14 protein-coding genes and 2 pseudogenes are annotated in these 15631 nt (G+C 43.0%); 10 read left to right on the plus strand and 6 right to left on the minus strand.

Features of this window, described 5'->3' with window-relative positions; genetic code table 11:
- Positions 1-157: 157 nt before the first annotated feature.
- Positions 158-1273, minus strand: coding sequence for an IS4 family transposase (locus tag E2L07_RS14475; protein WP_134229914.1), 1116 nt, complete (start codon positions 1271-1273; stop codon positions 158-160).
- Positions 1274-1673: 400 nt separating this feature from the next.
- Here E2L07_RS14475 and E2L07_RS14480 point away from each other — a divergent pair, with 400 nt between their 5' ends.
- The 8 genes and pseudogenes from E2L07_RS14480 to E2L07_RS14510 all read left to right on the plus strand — a co-directional run bounded on the left by E2L07_RS14480 (position 1674) and on the right by E2L07_RS14510 (position 5769).
- A complete protein-coding gene (locus tag E2L07_RS14480; RefSeq protein ID WP_134229915.1) occupies positions 1674-2765 on the plus strand; it encodes a type II toxin-antitoxin system RnlA family toxin in 1092 nt (363 codons plus the stop codon).
- A gap of 32 nt (positions 2766-2797) precedes the next feature.
- On the plus strand, positions 2798-3154 hold the full coding sequence (locus tag E2L07_RS14485) for a type II toxin-antitoxin system RnlB family antitoxin (protein ID WP_208402057.1): 357 nt from the start codon (positions 2798-2800) through the stop codon (positions 3152-3154).
- Between the two features lie 237 nt (positions 3155-3391).
- Positions 3392-3457 (plus strand): annotated as a pseudogene (gene rpsI / locus E2L07_RS14490) (30S ribosomal protein S9); the annotation flags it as partial.
- 70 nt (positions 3458-3527) lie between these two features.
- A pseudogene (locus E2L07_RS14495) lies at positions 3528-3911 on the plus strand (amino acid ABC transporter permease); the annotation flags it as partial.
- A 15-nt stretch (positions 3912-3926) separates the two neighbouring features.
- Entirely contained in the window at positions 3927-4670 is a 744-nt protein-coding gene (locus E2L07_RS14500; protein ID WP_134229917.1) for an amino acid ABC transporter ATP-binding protein, read from the plus strand.
- 117 nt (positions 4671-4787) lie between these two features.
- Entirely contained in the window at positions 4788-5027 is a 240-nt protein-coding gene (locus E2L07_RS14505) for a hypothetical protein (RefSeq protein WP_134229918.1), read from the plus strand.
- Between the two features lie 138 nt (positions 5028-5165).
- Entirely contained in the window at positions 5166-5321 is a 156-nt protein-coding gene (locus tag E2L07_RS20885; protein WP_166740089.1) for a hypothetical protein, read from the plus strand.
- A 268-nt stretch (positions 5322-5589) separates the two neighbouring features.
- Complete coding sequence (locus E2L07_RS14510) at positions 5590-5769, plus strand: SE1832 family protein (protein ID WP_134229919.1); 180 nt, start codon at positions 5590-5592, stop codon at positions 5767-5769.
- A gap of 94 nt (positions 5770-5863) precedes the next feature.
- Here E2L07_RS14510 and E2L07_RS14515 read toward each other — a convergent pair whose 3' ends face one another.
- Entirely contained in the window at positions 5864-6589 is a 726-nt protein-coding gene (locus E2L07_RS14515) for a MurR/RpiR family transcriptional regulator (protein ID WP_134229920.1), read from the minus strand.
- A 369-nt stretch (positions 6590-6958) separates the two neighbouring features.
- On the opposite strand from E2L07_RS14515, the gene E2L07_RS14520 reads away from it, so the two are divergent.
- Positions 6959-8392 carry a glycoside hydrolase family 1 protein gene (locus E2L07_RS14520; protein WP_134229921.1) on the plus strand — a complete coding sequence of 478 codons (1434 nt, stop codon included), beginning with the start codon at positions 6959-6961 and terminating at the stop codon, positions 8390-8392.
- A gap of 38 nt (positions 8393-8430) precedes the next feature.
- Entirely contained in the window at positions 8431-9759 is a 1329-nt protein-coding gene (locus E2L07_RS14525; protein WP_053432048.1) for a 6-phospho-beta-glucosidase, read from the plus strand.
- Between the two features lie 202 nt (positions 9760-9961).
- On the opposite strand, the gene E2L07_RS14530 is transcribed toward E2L07_RS14525, so the two are convergent.
- From E2L07_RS14530 to E2L07_RS14545, 4 genes are all read right to left on the minus strand, one after another.
- Positions 9962-11053 carry a hypothetical protein gene (locus E2L07_RS14530; RefSeq protein WP_134229922.1) on the minus strand — a complete coding sequence of 364 codons (1092 nt, stop codon included), beginning with the start codon at positions 11051-11053 and terminating at the stop codon, positions 9962-9964.
- Positions 11054-11635: 582 nt separating this feature from the next.
- Entirely contained in the window at positions 11636-12982 is a 1347-nt protein-coding gene (locus E2L07_RS14535; RefSeq protein WP_134229923.1) for an amidohydrolase family protein, read from the minus strand.
- Between the two features lie 214 nt (positions 12983-13196).
- Positions 13197-13721, minus strand: coding sequence for a DinB family protein (locus E2L07_RS14540; protein WP_134229924.1), 525 nt, complete (start codon positions 13719-13721; stop codon positions 13197-13199).
- 107 nt (positions 13722-13828) lie between these two features.
- Positions 13829-15478, minus strand: coding sequence for an L-lactate permease (locus tag E2L07_RS14545; protein ID WP_134229925.1), 1650 nt, complete (start codon positions 15476-15478; stop codon positions 13829-13831).
- Between the last annotated feature and the right edge of the window lie 153 nt (positions 15479-15631).

Below are 15631 nucleotides of genomic sequence, written 5' to 3' on the forward strand. Positions count from 1 at the left end.
CACTAGCGTTGCATAAAAGAAGATACTTAAAATCTGATTATTCTGTTATTTGTTCATTCTAGTAAATGAGCTAAAAAGACAACACCAAGGGAAAGGTGGCACTGTCCATTTGGTAAAATTATACAATTACACTTGGGCGACAACGACTTTTTCTCTTTTACGGAATCCCGCTAGGAACAATGTAGCTAAGCCAAACTCTTGCCGGGCGCCATATGGTCCTCTTTAACCATCGAGTAATTTGTAAAAGTGTTTGCTTACTTTTGGTTTCGAGTTGGATAAGAACATTGAGACAATACGTGATGAGCGCTAAAAACAGTTGATTGTGCACCGCTTCTTCGCTATAACCAAAGAAAGTTTTGATTTTCACGTGTTGTTTTAGCCATTTGAAGAAGAGCTCGATGGCCCATCTTGAGCGGTATAGATCGCCAATTTCATCGGCAGTTAAGTCGAAACGGTTGGTAATCAAACGTAAAAGCTGTCCTTTCGAATCAACTGTTTCAATGATTCGAAACACATTGTCACATCTCTTTTGAGTGGTACCGATGTAAGCCATTTTGTTTGAAGTTACCGAGCTATCTTCTGGAAGATCAAAGGTTTCAATCTCCCGAATAACTGCATTTTTCTTCAGTCTAGACAGAAAAAAGACTCCATCATCTGTGTAGCGATCAAATCGTTCATAATCGACATATCCACGGTCAAACACGTACATGGCGTCTTTATCATCAACAAGAATTTCAAGTTGGTTACGATCGTGCTCGGCAGCATTTGTAATAATGGCTTTATCAGGATAGACCAGTTCCTGATCCACGTAAACTAAACGGAGATGAAGCTTAACACCAGCTTTTGACTTCCGAAAATGAGCCCACTGACAACGAGTAAGGTTAAGTGGCATCGTACTAGAATCGATGATTTTAATAGGGTTCATCCTTTTTCGTTTGTCTGTTTTCAGATGAATGAGACGCACAAGTTCAAGGAAAATGGTCGATAAAAACTCTGGATCCATCGATTTATTTTTACGAGATAACTGAGATACACTAATCGATTTAAATCCAAGTTCTTTCTGCAAACCTTCATCCGCTAGTGCAGTATTTAGATCATGAAGGCTTTCCATCTGATTCAAATGGGCATAGAGAAAAAGTTTTGTAAATGAAAGTGTTTTTAGCTTCTTCGTATACTTATCAAGATGATATTTTTCAACTTGTTCATTAAAAAGTTTCATATTTATGGGTGCAACCCATTTACCAAATGAAGAAAATCGTGTATTCTTGTCCATAGCTGAGATCCTTTACGTTGGATTTGGACAGGAACCACCTGTACTTCCATTGTAAAGGATTTTTTTATGGCTAAAACGATTAATAATTGAAGATTCAAAGGATTTTAAATCTTCAATTATTATTAATGCAACACTAGTGAAATACAATATAACATTTACAAAAGGGGCATCAACCCAAACAGTTGATACCGCTAAAAAGTTTGTATCCATGTATGGTAGGCAAGAATTAAGAGATGTTGCTAAACTGCATTTTAAGACCACAGATAAAATTATTTGATTATTAAGGATTCATGGGGGTCCGTTTGTTCTTAAATACGATAGATTGCTAGACGTAATATTCTTTTATTATGGTATATTAGATTATAGTTTAAATGTTGGATTCTTCTGGGGGGAAGGGACTATGAGTAAAAAAAATATTTTTAAAGGGTTGCATCTCAATAGAAATATGTTGCTTCAATGGATTAATGAGTTTTCAGAGTTAAAGTTTTCCTCGTTTACATGTTCAGAACTCGAGCTTGTTGGAGGAAATCAATACAGATGTACCATAGTTGGTGATGGTAAAGAGCTATTGGTTGACTTTTACTTTAATAAGGATGATAAAACTACAATACAACCTAAGGTTGGTCAAAACCAAGATACCAGCATGGAATTGGCAACCTATATCCTAGGGAAACTTGAATATTCGTATTCCGATATTAAGAGTAGATCTTACTCAGTGCATCCATTACCAGAAGATGAACTTGACTTGATAATTGAATACCTTGGAGAATTGAAAGGTGTTAAAAAAGTAAATGTATCTCGGAATGATACTAACAGATACTCCTTGTATCAATTTAAGAGTGAAATTGGTGACAAAATAACACTGACATATTATGATAACAAGAGATTACAGATACAGGGGAAACCGTTCTTTTTATACCAAGAAGTCACCTGTTTGCTTTCTGCTTACTTTCCTTTTGAAGATGTTATAAAAAACCAGTCAGAGTTCTTTAGTGTCGAAATTAGTCCTACCGAAATTAGAGATGAAATGAAGGAAATGTTACCTTCTGCATATAATTATATAAATGAAGAGCTTAAGAAGGTATTATCAGCCTCTTTGGCACTGCAAAAAATAGATATAGAATTAGAAGATTACTCATCCTTTGTGTTTCCTGCTTTAAAAACACTTGAAGGTTATCTTAAGCAAATTTTCGCTGAAAAAGGAATTTTAATAAAAAAAGGTGGGTTTGGTAAATATTTTGGGTATAATAGTATATTAAAGAAATATAAATATCTTCAGGAGCCCGAAATTGACAGTATTGTAACAATTGATGTGATTGAAACATTATATAATTATGTACATAAACATCGTCATACAATATTTCATGCGGAAGCAATTGCCTCTGCGACTAGAATTATTGAAACCAAACAAAACGCTGAATTAATTATTGAACAAGTAATATCTTTAATTGAAACTACCCATGAAAAATTGAACAATCCTGTATCGAGTTGATTTAATCCTTTTTAGGGATAAAGGTGATAATGATGAAGAATTATGAAATTTATAAACTTAATAATGAATACCCTTATATCGTATTTTCTACTTCCTACATAAATCCTTTAGAGGATATTGAAAAAATTGAAGAGGAAATGGAATCCGAATTCCGGGGGAAAGTGTTGTTTGATCTTCTCTTGTCTAATGGATTAACATCTAACAGGTTTTTAGAGGCTGAATTTGATGGTGGTAAGTTTCAATATACTTCAATTAAACCGGTAGGCAATCTAGATAATTTAATTAAAAAAGAGTCTATCACTTTTTACCGTGAAAACATTGACCTACTGCAAAATAGTGTTTTACCTAACGCACATAAATTTCTAATCAAAAAAGGACTGTTGGTTTAGAACTCATAAAAACTAGCATAGGCGAGCTTTCTTTGTGTAAGGTATGTTCATAAACCGAGGTTATCTATGGTTTTGTGACACGGGGGATCAGACCCTCCTACTCAATTTGACCACATTCTGACCACGAAACATATATAATCGTATATTATTTAATTTGCTTTTTCGTAAATGAAAAGTGGCTAAACCTTCACTTACCAAGGTTTAGCCTATCCGTGTTTATTTATATTAACTGTCGTAATGAAAGAACGTAAGAAATACGGTCTTAAAGCTGCTCGTCGTGCACCTCAGTTCTCAAAGCGTTAATATCAATGGTTTACAGAACCCTCTGCTTTCCAACCCGGCAGAGGGTTTTTTAATGTGGCTCTACAATAAAGGATTCTCGTTAAATGTTGGGGCATATGCGTCTGAAATTATCCGTGCCGCGATTTTGTCAATTCCAAAAGGGCAATGGGAGGCGGCGTATTCGATCGGTATGAGCTATCCACAGGCATTAAAGCATATCGTGTTGCCGCAAGCCTCTCGTGTCTCGATTCCGCCCTTGTCCAATTCTTTTATTAGCCTTGTGAAAGATACGTCATTGGCGTCGTTGATCCTGGCGGCAGAAATGTTCCGGAGAGCCCAGGAAATCGCAGCAACGAACTATGAATTTTTACTATTGTATGCGCAAGCGGGCGCCATTTACTGGATTATCTGCTTTGGTCTCTCGTTAGTACAGGGACGAATCGAAAACCGTTTAGATCGCTATGTCGCGAAATAAGAAGGAGCTCATAAAATGATTGCCGTACAGAGCTTATATAAAAAATTTGGAGAAGTCGAAGTACTCAAAGGCCTTGACTTAACCGTTGAACGTGGAAAAGTAGTTGTCGTCATTGGTCCTTCAGGATCTGGGAAAACGACCCTCCTGCGCTGTTTAAATATTTTAGAGACACCGACTTCAGGATCGGTCCAGATTGAAAATCAAACGTTGGATTTCAGCGGAAAAGTATCTTCCAAAGAGATCGCTAATTTTCGCAGATTGACAGGGATGGTGTTTCAAAGCTATAACCTTTTTCCCCATATGACGGTACTTCAAAACGTCATGGAAGGCCCGATGACCGTAAAGAAAGAGGCAAAAGCACAGGTTGAGGAGAAGTCGAAGCAGCTCCTTGCAAAGGTGGGTCTTGCCGATAAGGAAACTGTATACCCATTTCAACTGTCAGGGGGCCAGCAGCAACGAGTAGGAATCGCTCGGGCGCTCGCCATGGAGCCGAAAGTGATGCTGTTTGATGAGCCAACGTCTGCCCTTGACCCAGAGCTTGTTGGCGAGGTTTTACGAGTCATGAAGGAGTTGGCCGAAGAAGGAATGACCATGATCGTTGTCACCCATGAAATGAGGTTTGCTCAAGAAGTGGCGGACGAAGTCATTTTTATGGACGACGGCAAAATTGTGGAGCGAGGCACCCCAGACGACATCTTCAAGACACCAAAAGTAGAGCGGACGAAGCAGTTTCTTCGTCTCATTCATAGTAGAGTGTAACGAAATAAGACGAAGAAGGACCCCTGCTGCAGAACGAGTGTCGCAGGGGTTTTTGATCGTTTTCATGATAAAATGAAACCACTGTTTATAATGACAGCATAGAGGAGTGGCGAACGAATGAAGCAAATGACGTTTAACCATATGAAAATCAATTACAATCCAGCAATGCATGTTTTTACGAATGATGATACTAAGGGAATCGTGTTTGTCTCGAAGGGCCTTGATGAAATTCACGCTGTAGTAGAAGTGAGTGAAAATAATAATTTCAAAATACATCTAAGGTGGAATGTGAATTTTTTCGTAAGTGATAGTGAAATCACCGTTGATTTAAATTACTGTGAAGAAGAGGACGAATAATTGTCAAACATGAGAGAGCCCGGCTGTAGATGAGTACAGTAGAGGGCTGATGCAGCGAAATTAAAGACGTAGGGCAGAGTCTACTAATACTAAACATACATTAGGAACTTTTTAAAGTACAGCCCAAGTGCCTTCCAAATGGATTTATTTGAATCAATCGTTGGGATTTTATTTTGGCTACTAATCATTTATATGATTTCCAGAGTTTTTGTCCATTTTGATCATCAAAAGAAAGAAATGAAATCCCTTCATGAGAAGGTGGATCAGTTGCTTGAAGAGAGGAAAGATCAGTAAATGATAGCGGCTTTCAGGTGTTTAGCATTATATCAATTAAGACTTCAATACACTGGTTGAATGTTTGGTATTGCTTCATCAAGTTTGACGTTCATGTCGATTCTAGGTACTTTTCTTGTTAAACCGATAGAATCTCAACAGCACCCCAGCCATCGCTTCAAATGGTATGGATTCTGTGTTACCCATGGAAAAGACCAAGTGTTTGCAGGCTGATAGGAACCCGTGGTACCGTTAGAAGTGAATGGATAGGGGAAGGGGCGATACAGCCATGAGTACAGCAAATTTGGAGGAGCGTCTTGCTACGTTAAAAGCGGATTATATCAAGTATCAGGGCGATTTGGAGAAGGTTGAATCCACTGGTGGCGATGGGGGGCCCATTGAGCGCCAACTTTATCAGCTTGAAGAAGAAATCCAGAAAATTCGCGAAGAAATCCGCAGCAACGGATAAGGGAAGGCATGGCCCTTAAAGTGAAAACTCCTTACGAACGGCACCTCATTGACAATTAAACCAATGGAGGTGCTTTTTTTGTTAGAAAAACATGCTACCCCTGCAATCTATACAATTCACGGGCCATCGCTTCAAGAATGTACACGACGGGCACTTGGGTCGTGATGTTTGCTTTCTCAAAAAACTCTTCCGAGACATAATACGAAAGATTGACATCTGCTACTTTTGCTATTGTGGAAAATTTATTGTTGGTGATGCTAATGATTTTGCTACCTTCTTGTTTTAGCTGATTCACTTGGGTGATGGTAAAGTGGGTTTCCCCTGAGACAGATAGGGCGATGGTGACGCTGTTCTGCCGGAGCTTGGAGTGAATCGGGTAAGAAAAGTCTTTAATGTACATCGATAATTTCCCTAAGGCGGAAAAATACCTTGCGCCATATTCAGCTAAGATTCCAGAACTGCCGATTCCGATGAAGATGACGTTTTCCGCATCTGCCACAAGGGCAGCGGCCTCGGAAATTCTTTCTTCCAAGTCCCCTTTAAACGCCCGTTCGAAAAATTCCGCAATCGCATGCTGGGAGCTTTTAATCGGAGCTTTCTTCTCTTTTTCTAGGTGCATTTTTAGCTTCACTTTAAATTCGGAAAACCCGTCGCAATCCACTTTTCGGCAAAAACGCAAAATCGTCGCTGTCGATACGTGGGTTTCGTCAGCAAGCTCACGAATCCGCATGTACGCTACTTTTTCTGCGTGTTGGCAAATGTAGTTGTAGATCGACATTTCTAACTCATTAAAGGACGCAATGACCTCACTTGAAAACATCGTATACCCCTTCTCTGTCCATGATTTCCTTACTAGATGTTCTATACTGCTACATATCCCATCGTTGCATTGCTTTGCTACTATTTCACCGCTATTGTATCTTCCGTTTGAATAACACTATTATAGCACTAAGTAACATACTGTTACAAAAATGTAACACGCGACTTTCGGTGTGATAACAAACCATATGGCCTCCGCTTGTTTACGATCACCACCCTTCCATTTACGATGGTGGTAGAGGTTAACTAAACGTTTGTTTAAAAGAGGCGAAGGCCCGTATCGGTAAGCTCTTCGATTATCAAAAACGGATCAGTTTTTGGTCTTTTGTGAAACGGGAAGACAAGAAGATTTCAATAGGAGGAATGGCAGATGACACGATTTCCAGAAGGTTTTCTATGGGGCGGGGCAACCGCCGCTAATCAAATGGAAGGTGGCTTTCATGAGGGGAACAAAGGGCTAAACATTGCCGATGTTCTTCCCGGAGGCAAAGAGCGGCTAACGATTTTAAAGCGACCAGGCTTTACCTTTGAAATCGATAAAGAGAAGTACTCGTACCCGAACCATGAAGCGATCGACTTCTACCATCGCTATCAAGAGGATATTGCGTTATTTGCTGAGATGGGTTTTAAAGTGTTTCGGATGTCGATTGCGTGGACGCGGATTTTTCCGAATGGAACTGAGCTAGAGCCGAACGAAGAAGGTCTTGCTTTCTATGATCGAGTGTTTGATGAATTGCATAAGCACGGAATCGAGCCTGTTGTGACGATTTCTCACTATGAAATGCCGCTCAACCTCGTGAAGCAATATGGCGGGTGGAGAAGCCGCAAATTGGTTACGTTTTTTGAGCGATATGCGCAGGTCATTTTTAACCGCTACCAAAAGAAAGTGAAGTATTGGATGACGTTCAATGAGATTAACGGGGCCCTCCACTTCCCCATTATGAGCATGGGCTTCTCTATTGAAAACGAAGAAACAAAGCATCAGGACATTTTTCAAGCGTTCCACCATCAATTTGTAGCGAGCGCTCTGGCGGTAAAAGCGTGCCGCGAAATCATTCCAGATGCGCAAATTGGCTGCATGATCTTATTTGCGCCTGTGTATTCGTACGATTGCCATCCTGACAATGTGATGTATGCCCTTGAGGAAGAGCGGCTGTTTAATTTCTTCTGCGGTGATGTGCAAGTGCGTGGGGAGTACCCAGCTTTCATTCGGCGCTATTTCAAAAAGCACAACATCACGCTTGAGATTGAGGAGGGCGATCTCGACATCATCAAGGAGCATACCGTCGATTACATCGGACTAAGCTACTACATGTCACAGACGCAAATGCTTGATAAAACAGGTGCTGATGTTGCTCCAGGAAACTTATTAGAAGGAGTAAAAAACCCATTTCTGAAAGCGAGCGATTGGGGCTGGGAAATCGATCCGACCGGCTTGCGAATCTCGTTAAACAAGCTCTATGATCGTTATCAAGTACCACTGTTTATCGTAGAAAATGGCTTAGGGGCTTACGATACGGTAGAGGAAGATGGTTCGATTCATGACGATTATCGGATTGACTATTTACGCAGTCATATCGAAGCGATGGCCGAAGCGGTTGAAGATGGGGTCGAGCTGATGGGCTACACGAGCTGGGGCTGCATTGATTTAGTAAGTGCTTCTACCGGCGAATTTTCGAAGCGCTACGGCTTTATCTACGTCGATAAGCATGATGATGGTAGCGGCACACTCGAACGGAAGAAGAAGGATAGCTTTTTCTGGTATAAAAAAGTAATCGAATCGAATGGGATCGATTTAGGGTAACGGTATAAAAACATTTAAGCTCTCGGAGGTGTAAGGCAATGACAGAAGGTATTAAGATTGCGACGATTGGTGGGGGTTCAAGCTACACGCCTGAACTTGTTGAAGGATTTATTAAACGCTATGATGAGCTGCCGGTTCGTGAACTATGGCTCGTCGATATTGAGGAAGGCAAAGAAAAAATGGAGATCGTCGGGAACCTTGCGAAGCGCATGGTTCAAAAAGCGGGTCTACCGATTGACATTCATCTAACCCTTGATCGAAGAGAAGCGTTAAAAGGAGCCGATTTCGTTACGACGCAATTTCGAGTGGGCTTGCTGGATGCGCGGGCAAAGGATGAGCGAATTCCATTAAAGTATGGCGTGCTCGGTCAAGAGACGAACGGGCCAGGCGGCTTGTTTAAAGGGCTGCGCACGATTCCGGTTATTCTTGACATTTGCCGTGACATGGAGGAGCTGTGTCCGGATGCATGGCTTATCAACTTTACGAATCCAGCGGGTATGGTGACAGAAGCAGTCTTACGTTATGCCAATATTAAAAAAGTCGTCGGGCTATGCAATGTTCCCATCGGGATCGAAATGGGTGTCGCCAAACTGCTTGATGTGGATCACTCGCGCATTCGCATTGACTTTGCCGGCTTGAACCATATGGTGTACGGACTCGATGTTTATTTAGACGGTGTCAGTGTAAAAGACAAAGTGATTGAGATGATCACAGATCCGAACAATAGTAGTTTCGTCAAAAACATCGACGGGCTCGGCTGGGAGCCATCCTTTATCAAAGCGCTCGGCGTCCTCACATGCCCATACCATATGTATTATTACAAGTCACGGGAAATGGTCGAAAAGGATTTGAAAAAAGCTGAAGAGGAAGGCACACGGGCTGAAGTCGTCCAACGCTTAGAAAAAGAACTGTTTGAGCTGTATAAGGACCCGAATCTGGACATCAAGCCACCGCAGCTCGAAGAACGAGGCGGAGCCTATTACTCTGATGCCGCCGTCCGCTTAATCCATTCGATTTATACAGATCGACGAGATATTCAACCCGTGAATACGATGAATCGTGGGGCAATCGCAAGCATCCCGAGCGACTCAGCGGTGGAAGTGAGTTGTGTCATCACAAAGGATGGACCGAAGCCGATCGCGATGGGAGATTTGCCAGTCCCGGTCCGCGGACTCGTTCAGCAAATTAAGTCGTTTGAACGGGTAGCAGCAGAAGCGGCCGTTACTGGCGATTATGATCTTACGGTTCTGGCGATGACGATCAATCCATTAAGTCCATCGGACACGATCGCGAAACAAATCGTTGATGACATGCTTGAGGCACACAAGGAGCACTTGCCGCAATTTTTCAACGAAGTTCAAGCGTAATAAAGGAGAGGGGCTGTTCATGTTGAGCAGCCCCTGTTTCTCGTATGAAAGAGATGTCCAGCTCCAAGAGCTCTCCGTAATTCTTTTAACTCCGTGGCCTTCCCCCCTTATTCATTTCGCTCTACTTTTAGGACAAAATCGAGCAAATGATGATCCTCGATCGGAATTTTCGCCTTTACATCGAACGTCCCATTGTCAATGATCAGCAAATGAGCGTCGGCTCCTTTCTCGCGTAAATAAATCCATTTACGACATGGTCATAATAAAGGATCTCGTAGATAGCGTCCTTTTGAATATAGTCTTTTTCCAAGGCTTGAAACGTAGGGTTTTCGCCAAATGTAAGCAGACCGAGGGTAACCCCGTCCTCCTCACTCTGGACAAGATATAAGGCTTTGTTTTCTTCGAGAAAAACAGTTCCTTCGCCCTCAAAGTAATACATATCTTGATGTGGGAGGTGGTGAAACGGATAGGTGGCGTGATACCGGAACTCACGATCGTAAACAAACAACGTTCCCTCCTCACTTAAAATATAAGCATAATCATCATCCGCATAAAGGGGGTAGAGATCTTGTCCCCCTAGTTGAAAATCTTCGTAGGTGACGTTCTCCTTCGCCATATCGACAATCCCAATCCCTGCGTTCTCATAGTGCCCTTCTTGATTGAAACGACCGCTAAGGCCGTATATGATCCTTTCCTGAAACCCTAACAGTGGTGCACTTTTGGGTACAAAATCTGGCTCTGTTTCAAAGCTTTGTTCCGTTGTTGCATTGGAAAGAGAAACACTAAACGTGTCAGAATCGATATTTTGCTCACTCGTTTTGTGGGAGACGGCTGTATCAAATAACACCTCTTCCCCGTAGTGCTCAAGGTTTTGCACGCCAACGTTAGATGAAAAATAATCGAGCTCAACTTTTTCAAAGGAAAGGCGCTGTAAGTCAAACGTATAATAGTAATTATCAGACGTGGCCTCCCCAAATAACGAAACGTACAGGGTATCCATATCCGTTGGCTTTTGGTGGATAAACATACGACGAAACTTGTCATCAACAATTTCAAACTCCTCAACGATCTCCCCATTCTCGTTTATAGCTTTCACAATAGTGGCGTCTTGGTTGACTCGGATGTCAGCCGGATAGAATAGTAAATAGTCGCTCTCCTCATTTGTTAAAAGATCGAGATGAAACTGCTCGATTCCTTCGACTTGAACTCTTTCCAGTTGGACTTTCGTCTTTGCCACCGCAATGATCACGATAAGTAAAAGCCCGCTTATTAATAGTAATCGATACCACTTCATGCGATTGGTTCTCCCTGACGTGGGCTTACATTACAAAATGGATGGACATGGTTCACAACATTCTCTCCTAGTATTGTTTTTAATTTATATTACTATAAAACGAAGGGGAATGGGAAAAAGTTCTAGAATACTAGAAAGTAGCTTCAAAAGGAGGAAAAATCGTGATGATCCCAAACAATGCATCGAAGCTTTATCGGAAAGATAGGATCGTGAAGGACCCCAAAAGGAGATCAATATGGAATTATTATTGCAACTAAGCCTATTTGTCCTCTTGATCATCATCATAAATTTTGTCATGAAACAATTTGGTAAAAGGGGTTCCCTGTTCGTTTTGGTTATACTTTTTGCTAGTTTAATCACTTTAATAATAGGGATCAATGGTGTTGCGGATCGTTCTTTTTGGTTGATCATTTTGTTCGCTTCAATTCCTCTATCTATAGGAATTACACAACTCATAAAGAAGCAGAAGGACTAAAAAATCTCTATTGTTTTACATTTCTTTTTGTTGATGAAAGCTAATAGAGTAAATAAAATAAACAACAGCCCTCATCACCTCCTCACAGGCAATGAGGGCTTTTCTCGTTAATTCTTGGCTGCCTGTCTGTGAAAGACTGCTTCACTTGCAGCTAGGACTTTGTTTCGTAAGCCGTCCAGGTCATCGAATAACAGCTTGCCGTGTCGTTTAACGGGTCGGCCTGCGATGAAGACTGAATCTACGTTTTCAGGCCTCGCGCTTTGGACAACCGCACCAACAGGCTCATGATTGAGCGGGAACAGGTTGAACGACGCTGGGTTGATCAAGAGAAGGTCTGCCTCTTTCCCTACGTCAAGGGTTCCGATTTTATCGTCTAGCTTGAGGGCTTTTGCACCGTTCAGTGTGGCGAACGTTAACACGTCGTTCGTTGTCATCTTCAGCTGCTCCGGCATTTCTCCGCGGTCGAGTCGTTGTTCATTTTGCCACGCTCGTTCGGCTTGAAGGGCGAACTTCATCTGAGCGAACATATCACCTGCGGTAGCAACGACAACATCGACGCCGAGGGTGACTAGGCCACGGTGCTTATGGAGGTGACCGGTGGCTGGATAGCCGTGCCCCATCATCATTTCCACTTCAGGGGTGACGGATAGGGAGGCGCCGCTTTCCGCAATGTATTCATACTCATGTGGTTGGATTCGGTTCACATGGACGAGGTTTAAGTCCGAATCGAGCAAGCCGGCATCACGCATACGGGTGATGGAACGGTCATGAGGGCCCCACGTACCGAATCCGATGTGCATCGACGCGATGGCATCAAGTTCTCTCGCTAGCTGGATATCATCAAGGGTGACCTCCCATGAGCTGAATTCCGGTCCGCGAATCGCTAACGCCATGGTCAGCAGCTGATCGTCCGACTGAAAATATTCTTTTTTTACCCGCTTTGCGTCTTTCGGGTGTCTCACTTCACTGTCACGGGACCAATACGCCTCATACCCTGGGGTGCCATGGGCGAAGACGGCACGAATGCCAGCTGCTTGAAGTCCTTTGATGGACGCGTCGGCGTGCTCAGGGGTCTCGAGCATGGACCAATCGAGCACCGTGGTCACCCCTGCATCAATCGCTTCGAGAGCGCCCCAAAGGTTGGCAATATAGGAGTCTTCAGGGGTTAGCATTGATCCTAGATTACCGTAATATAATTTGTCTAAATAGGTGAGCAAGGTCCAGTCTGTGCCGATGTGACGGAGTAGTGACTCCCATACGTGCCGATGCGTATCGACAAAGCCTGGCATGACGATTTTACCCTCGGCGTCGATGATTTCTGTATCGACTTCTGGTTCGATGTTTGGGCGGATGTCCCGAATCCACTTGCCTTCGATCAGGATGTCTTTTGCTTGTGGTTTGTGGTTTCCTTTCATGTCTAACACAAGTCCGTTTTTAATTAATTGCTGTTTCATAAAGAAATCCTCCCCTTGAATCAATTGCTTCGTTCGCCTCGATTCCGCCAGTTGGCGATGACTGATCCCCCTTTCCTAATCATTTCAACTAAAACGAGACGCGCATCGTGTACTCTATACCCGTTTTTGACTTCTTTATCCCATTTATTTTGTAAAAATGGTAGAAAGATAGAAAACCCTTGATCAAATCAATCGATCAAGGGCTCTGAATTGTTTAATCGTTTAAGATGCCTAAGTATTCCTTCCATGGGCCAACATCTGTATCATAGCGCTTCGCCATGCTTCTTACGATTTGCGCGATGTGGGTCAGGTCATGGACAACCCATGCCGAGAGGAGTTCCCTTACTTTGACGACACCAAATGCAGGGTGGGCGCCTGTTCGTTCAAGGTCGGCTTCCGATTGTACAAGGCTTTGGAGAGTGTTTAGGTTCTCTTTTCGCAGTTGCTGAAACTCCTTAAACCTCTCGCTAATTGGAACCGCGTTGCTTTGGTTTAAGTGTGAGAAGCGATCGAATGCTGGAAAGGGCTTATGTTCTCCTTCTTGTAAAATAAAGCGCAGACGTGGAATCCAATTCGTTTTTTCCGCTTCAATCAAATGAACAACGACCTCATATACTGTCCACGTCTCGTGTCCTTCATTGCATTGATGCCACGAATCAGATAAACCCTCAAGAAAAACCTCCAGTGTCTTTGGAGTGCGCTCCAGCAATTGAATGGCTTCGTTCATTTGAAAATTCATCCTAAACCCCTCCCAGTGTTATATGAAATGTCTACGTAAAGTATAAACGTAAATGGGGTGAAAGAAAAAAAGGAAGCCTTGTGTAACCTTAGCTTCCAAAGTAGGAGTCACATCAACAACCCAATCACGCCTGCTAACCCCGCGTAAATCATCATCGGGATGAGCGTCATGCGGATGATGAGCCCTTCTTTTCCAACCAAGCCAACGACAGAGGCTGCTGCAACAACATTAACAACACAGATCATATTACCAGCGTTTGCCCCCATTACTTGCAGGGCAACCACTTGCGTTGGATCAGCACCAATTTGATCGGCAACAGAAAATTGGAAAAGGGAGAACATCATGTTGCTAAATGTGGCACTACCCGAAATGAAGGAACCGAGAGCGCCAATGAAAGGGGCGACGAGTGGCCAGCTACCACCAAGAAGTTCGGCTGCTTGATTGGCAAGCTCCACCGGCATGCTCTCAAGACCAGCGTTGTTCACTCCGGAATTGATGAAAAGCCTCACCATTGGAACGGCTGTAAATAGAGTCACAGCGGTACCGATCAACGTTTTGCAAGAAGTTGAAATAGCACTAGCAAAAGCATCTTTACGAATCTTATGGAGGAAAAATGTGATAAGAACGACAAGTATAAAAACGGTCCCTGGTAAATAGAACGGCTGGAAGGTAGCTGAAATCGTCGTACCTAAAATATGGTTCCAGCCGATACGGACGCTCATGAGCCATTGCTTCACAGGAAGGACATCCAGTCGGGTAAGGACTAAAAGGAGTCCAAGCAGCAAATAAGGGACCCATGCAAGCAAAAGGGACATCGGTTTCGGTCGGTCATCTAGCTTGACCGTGAGACTTCCAAGCCACTCTGGAGACCATTGATCTTGTGGTGGAAAATCCCACGTTTCTTTTGGCATGAACCAACCTTTTTGAACTGCCGTTAAAACGAGAAGAAGTCCAACAGCACCTCCAACAATCGATGGGAATTCCGGCCCTAGCAAAAATGCGACAATGAGTGCTGGTACGGTGAAGCTAAACCCTGCAAAGAGGGCAAATTTCCACACCTCAAACCCTTTTTTCCACGATTTTGTTTCGCCAAAAAAACGGGTTAATACTAAGATCAAAATGAGCGGCATTAGCGTCCCGACGATGACGTCAATTTGCATCACTTGTGCAGCTAACTGCCGTAAATAATCGGTCATGGACATCTCTGATAGGTAAGGGGTGGTGACAGCGGCAAGCTCAGCCCCTTCCTGCAAACCTTGCTGTACGCCAACGACGATGGGCGTCCCCACCGCCCCAAACGAAACTGGGCTGCTATCGGCAATCAAGGCAAGAACAACGGCTGCAAGCGGCGGGAAACCTACGGCGACAAGTAATGGGGCAGCAATAGCCGCTGGCGTACCAAAACCAGCGGCCCCTTCAATAAAGGCACCAAATAGCCAAGCAATTAATATTACCTGAATCCGTCGATCTGGAGTCACATTCATTAAAAAGGAACGAATGGAATCGATGGCCCCGCTAGCTTGGAGCGTATTTAATAAAAGGATCGCTCCGAAGACAATATATAAAATCGAAACACCAATCATAATCCCTTCGATGATCGAAGCGGAAATGTGGACCACAGGGACTTTCCAATAAGCAAATGCTAAAATAGCGGTTACGAGTAAACTAATCGGCATCGCTTTCATTGCCGGCATGCGAAGCAACACAAGAAACAACATGACCGATAAAATCGGTGTTAATGCAATAACGGTCACCATCTGACTTCCCCCTTAACCTCTCTATAACTTTCTTACTACCTAAAGTGTACCACGAGTTTGCTCAATATTTCACAAAGTGTTGTGAACGATTTCGCACAAAGCACAATTTCACCATTTCGGTTTTATTTGTAGGGGAGTGTAAAAAATTGACGT

The organism is Halalkalibacterium halodurans, from assembly GCF_004376175.1.
GTDB lineage: Bacteria > Bacillota > Bacilli > Bacillales > Bacillaceae_D > Halalkalibacterium > Halalkalibacterium halodurans.

What these genes read in the sequence shown, in the direction of transcription:
- E2L07_RS14475 (WP_134229914.1), bottom strand. Translation starts at nt 1,273, where the DNA reads ATGGACAAGAATACACGATTTTCTTCATTTGGTAAATGGGTTGCACCC.
- E2L07_RS14480 (WP_134229915.1), top strand. Translation starts at nt 1,674, where the DNA reads ATGAGTAAAAAAAATATTTTTAAAGGGTTGCATCTCAATAGAAATATG.
- E2L07_RS14485 (WP_208402057.1), top strand. Translation starts at nt 2,798, where the DNA reads ATGAAGAATTATGAAATTTATAAACTTAATAATGAATACCCTTATATC.
- E2L07_RS14500 (WP_134229917.1), top strand. Translation starts at nt 3,927, where the DNA reads ATGATTGCCGTACAGAGCTTATATAAAAAATTTGGAGAAGTCGAAGTA.
- E2L07_RS14505 (WP_134229918.1), top strand. Translation starts at nt 4,788, where the DNA reads ATGAAGCAAATGACGTTTAACCATATGAAAATCAATTACAATCCAGCA.
- E2L07_RS20885 (WP_166740089.1), top strand. Translation starts at nt 5,166, where the DNA reads ATGGATTTATTTGAATCAATCGTTGGGATTTTATTTTGGCTACTAATC.
- E2L07_RS14510 (WP_134229919.1), top strand. Translation starts at nt 5,590, where the DNA reads ATGAGTACAGCAAATTTGGAGGAGCGTCTTGCTACGTTAAAAGCGGAT.
- E2L07_RS14515 (WP_134229920.1), bottom strand. Translation starts at nt 6,589, where the DNA reads ATGTTTTCAAGTGAGGTCATTGCGTCCTTTAATGAGTTAGAAATGTCG.
- E2L07_RS14520 (WP_134229921.1), top strand. Translation starts at nt 6,959, where the DNA reads ATGACACGATTTCCAGAAGGTTTTCTATGGGGCGGGGCAACCGCCGCT.
- E2L07_RS14525 (WP_053432048.1), top strand. Translation starts at nt 8,431, where the DNA reads ATGACAGAAGGTATTAAGATTGCGACGATTGGTGGGGGTTCAAGCTAC.
- E2L07_RS14530 (WP_134229922.1), bottom strand. Translation starts at nt 11,053, where the DNA reads ATGAAGTGGTATCGATTACTATTAATAAGCGGGCTTTTACTTATCGTG.
- E2L07_RS14535 (WP_134229923.1), bottom strand. Translation starts at nt 12,982, where the DNA reads ATGAAACAGCAATTAATTAAAAACGGACTTGTGTTAGACATGAAAGGA.
- E2L07_RS14540 (WP_134229924.1), bottom strand. Translation starts at nt 13,721, where the DNA reads ATGAATTTTCAAATGAACGAAGCCATTCAATTGCTGGAGCGCACTCCA.
- E2L07_RS14545 (WP_134229925.1), bottom strand. Translation starts at nt 15,478, where the DNA reads ATGGTGACCGTTATTGCATTAACACCGATTTTATCGGTCATGTTGTTT.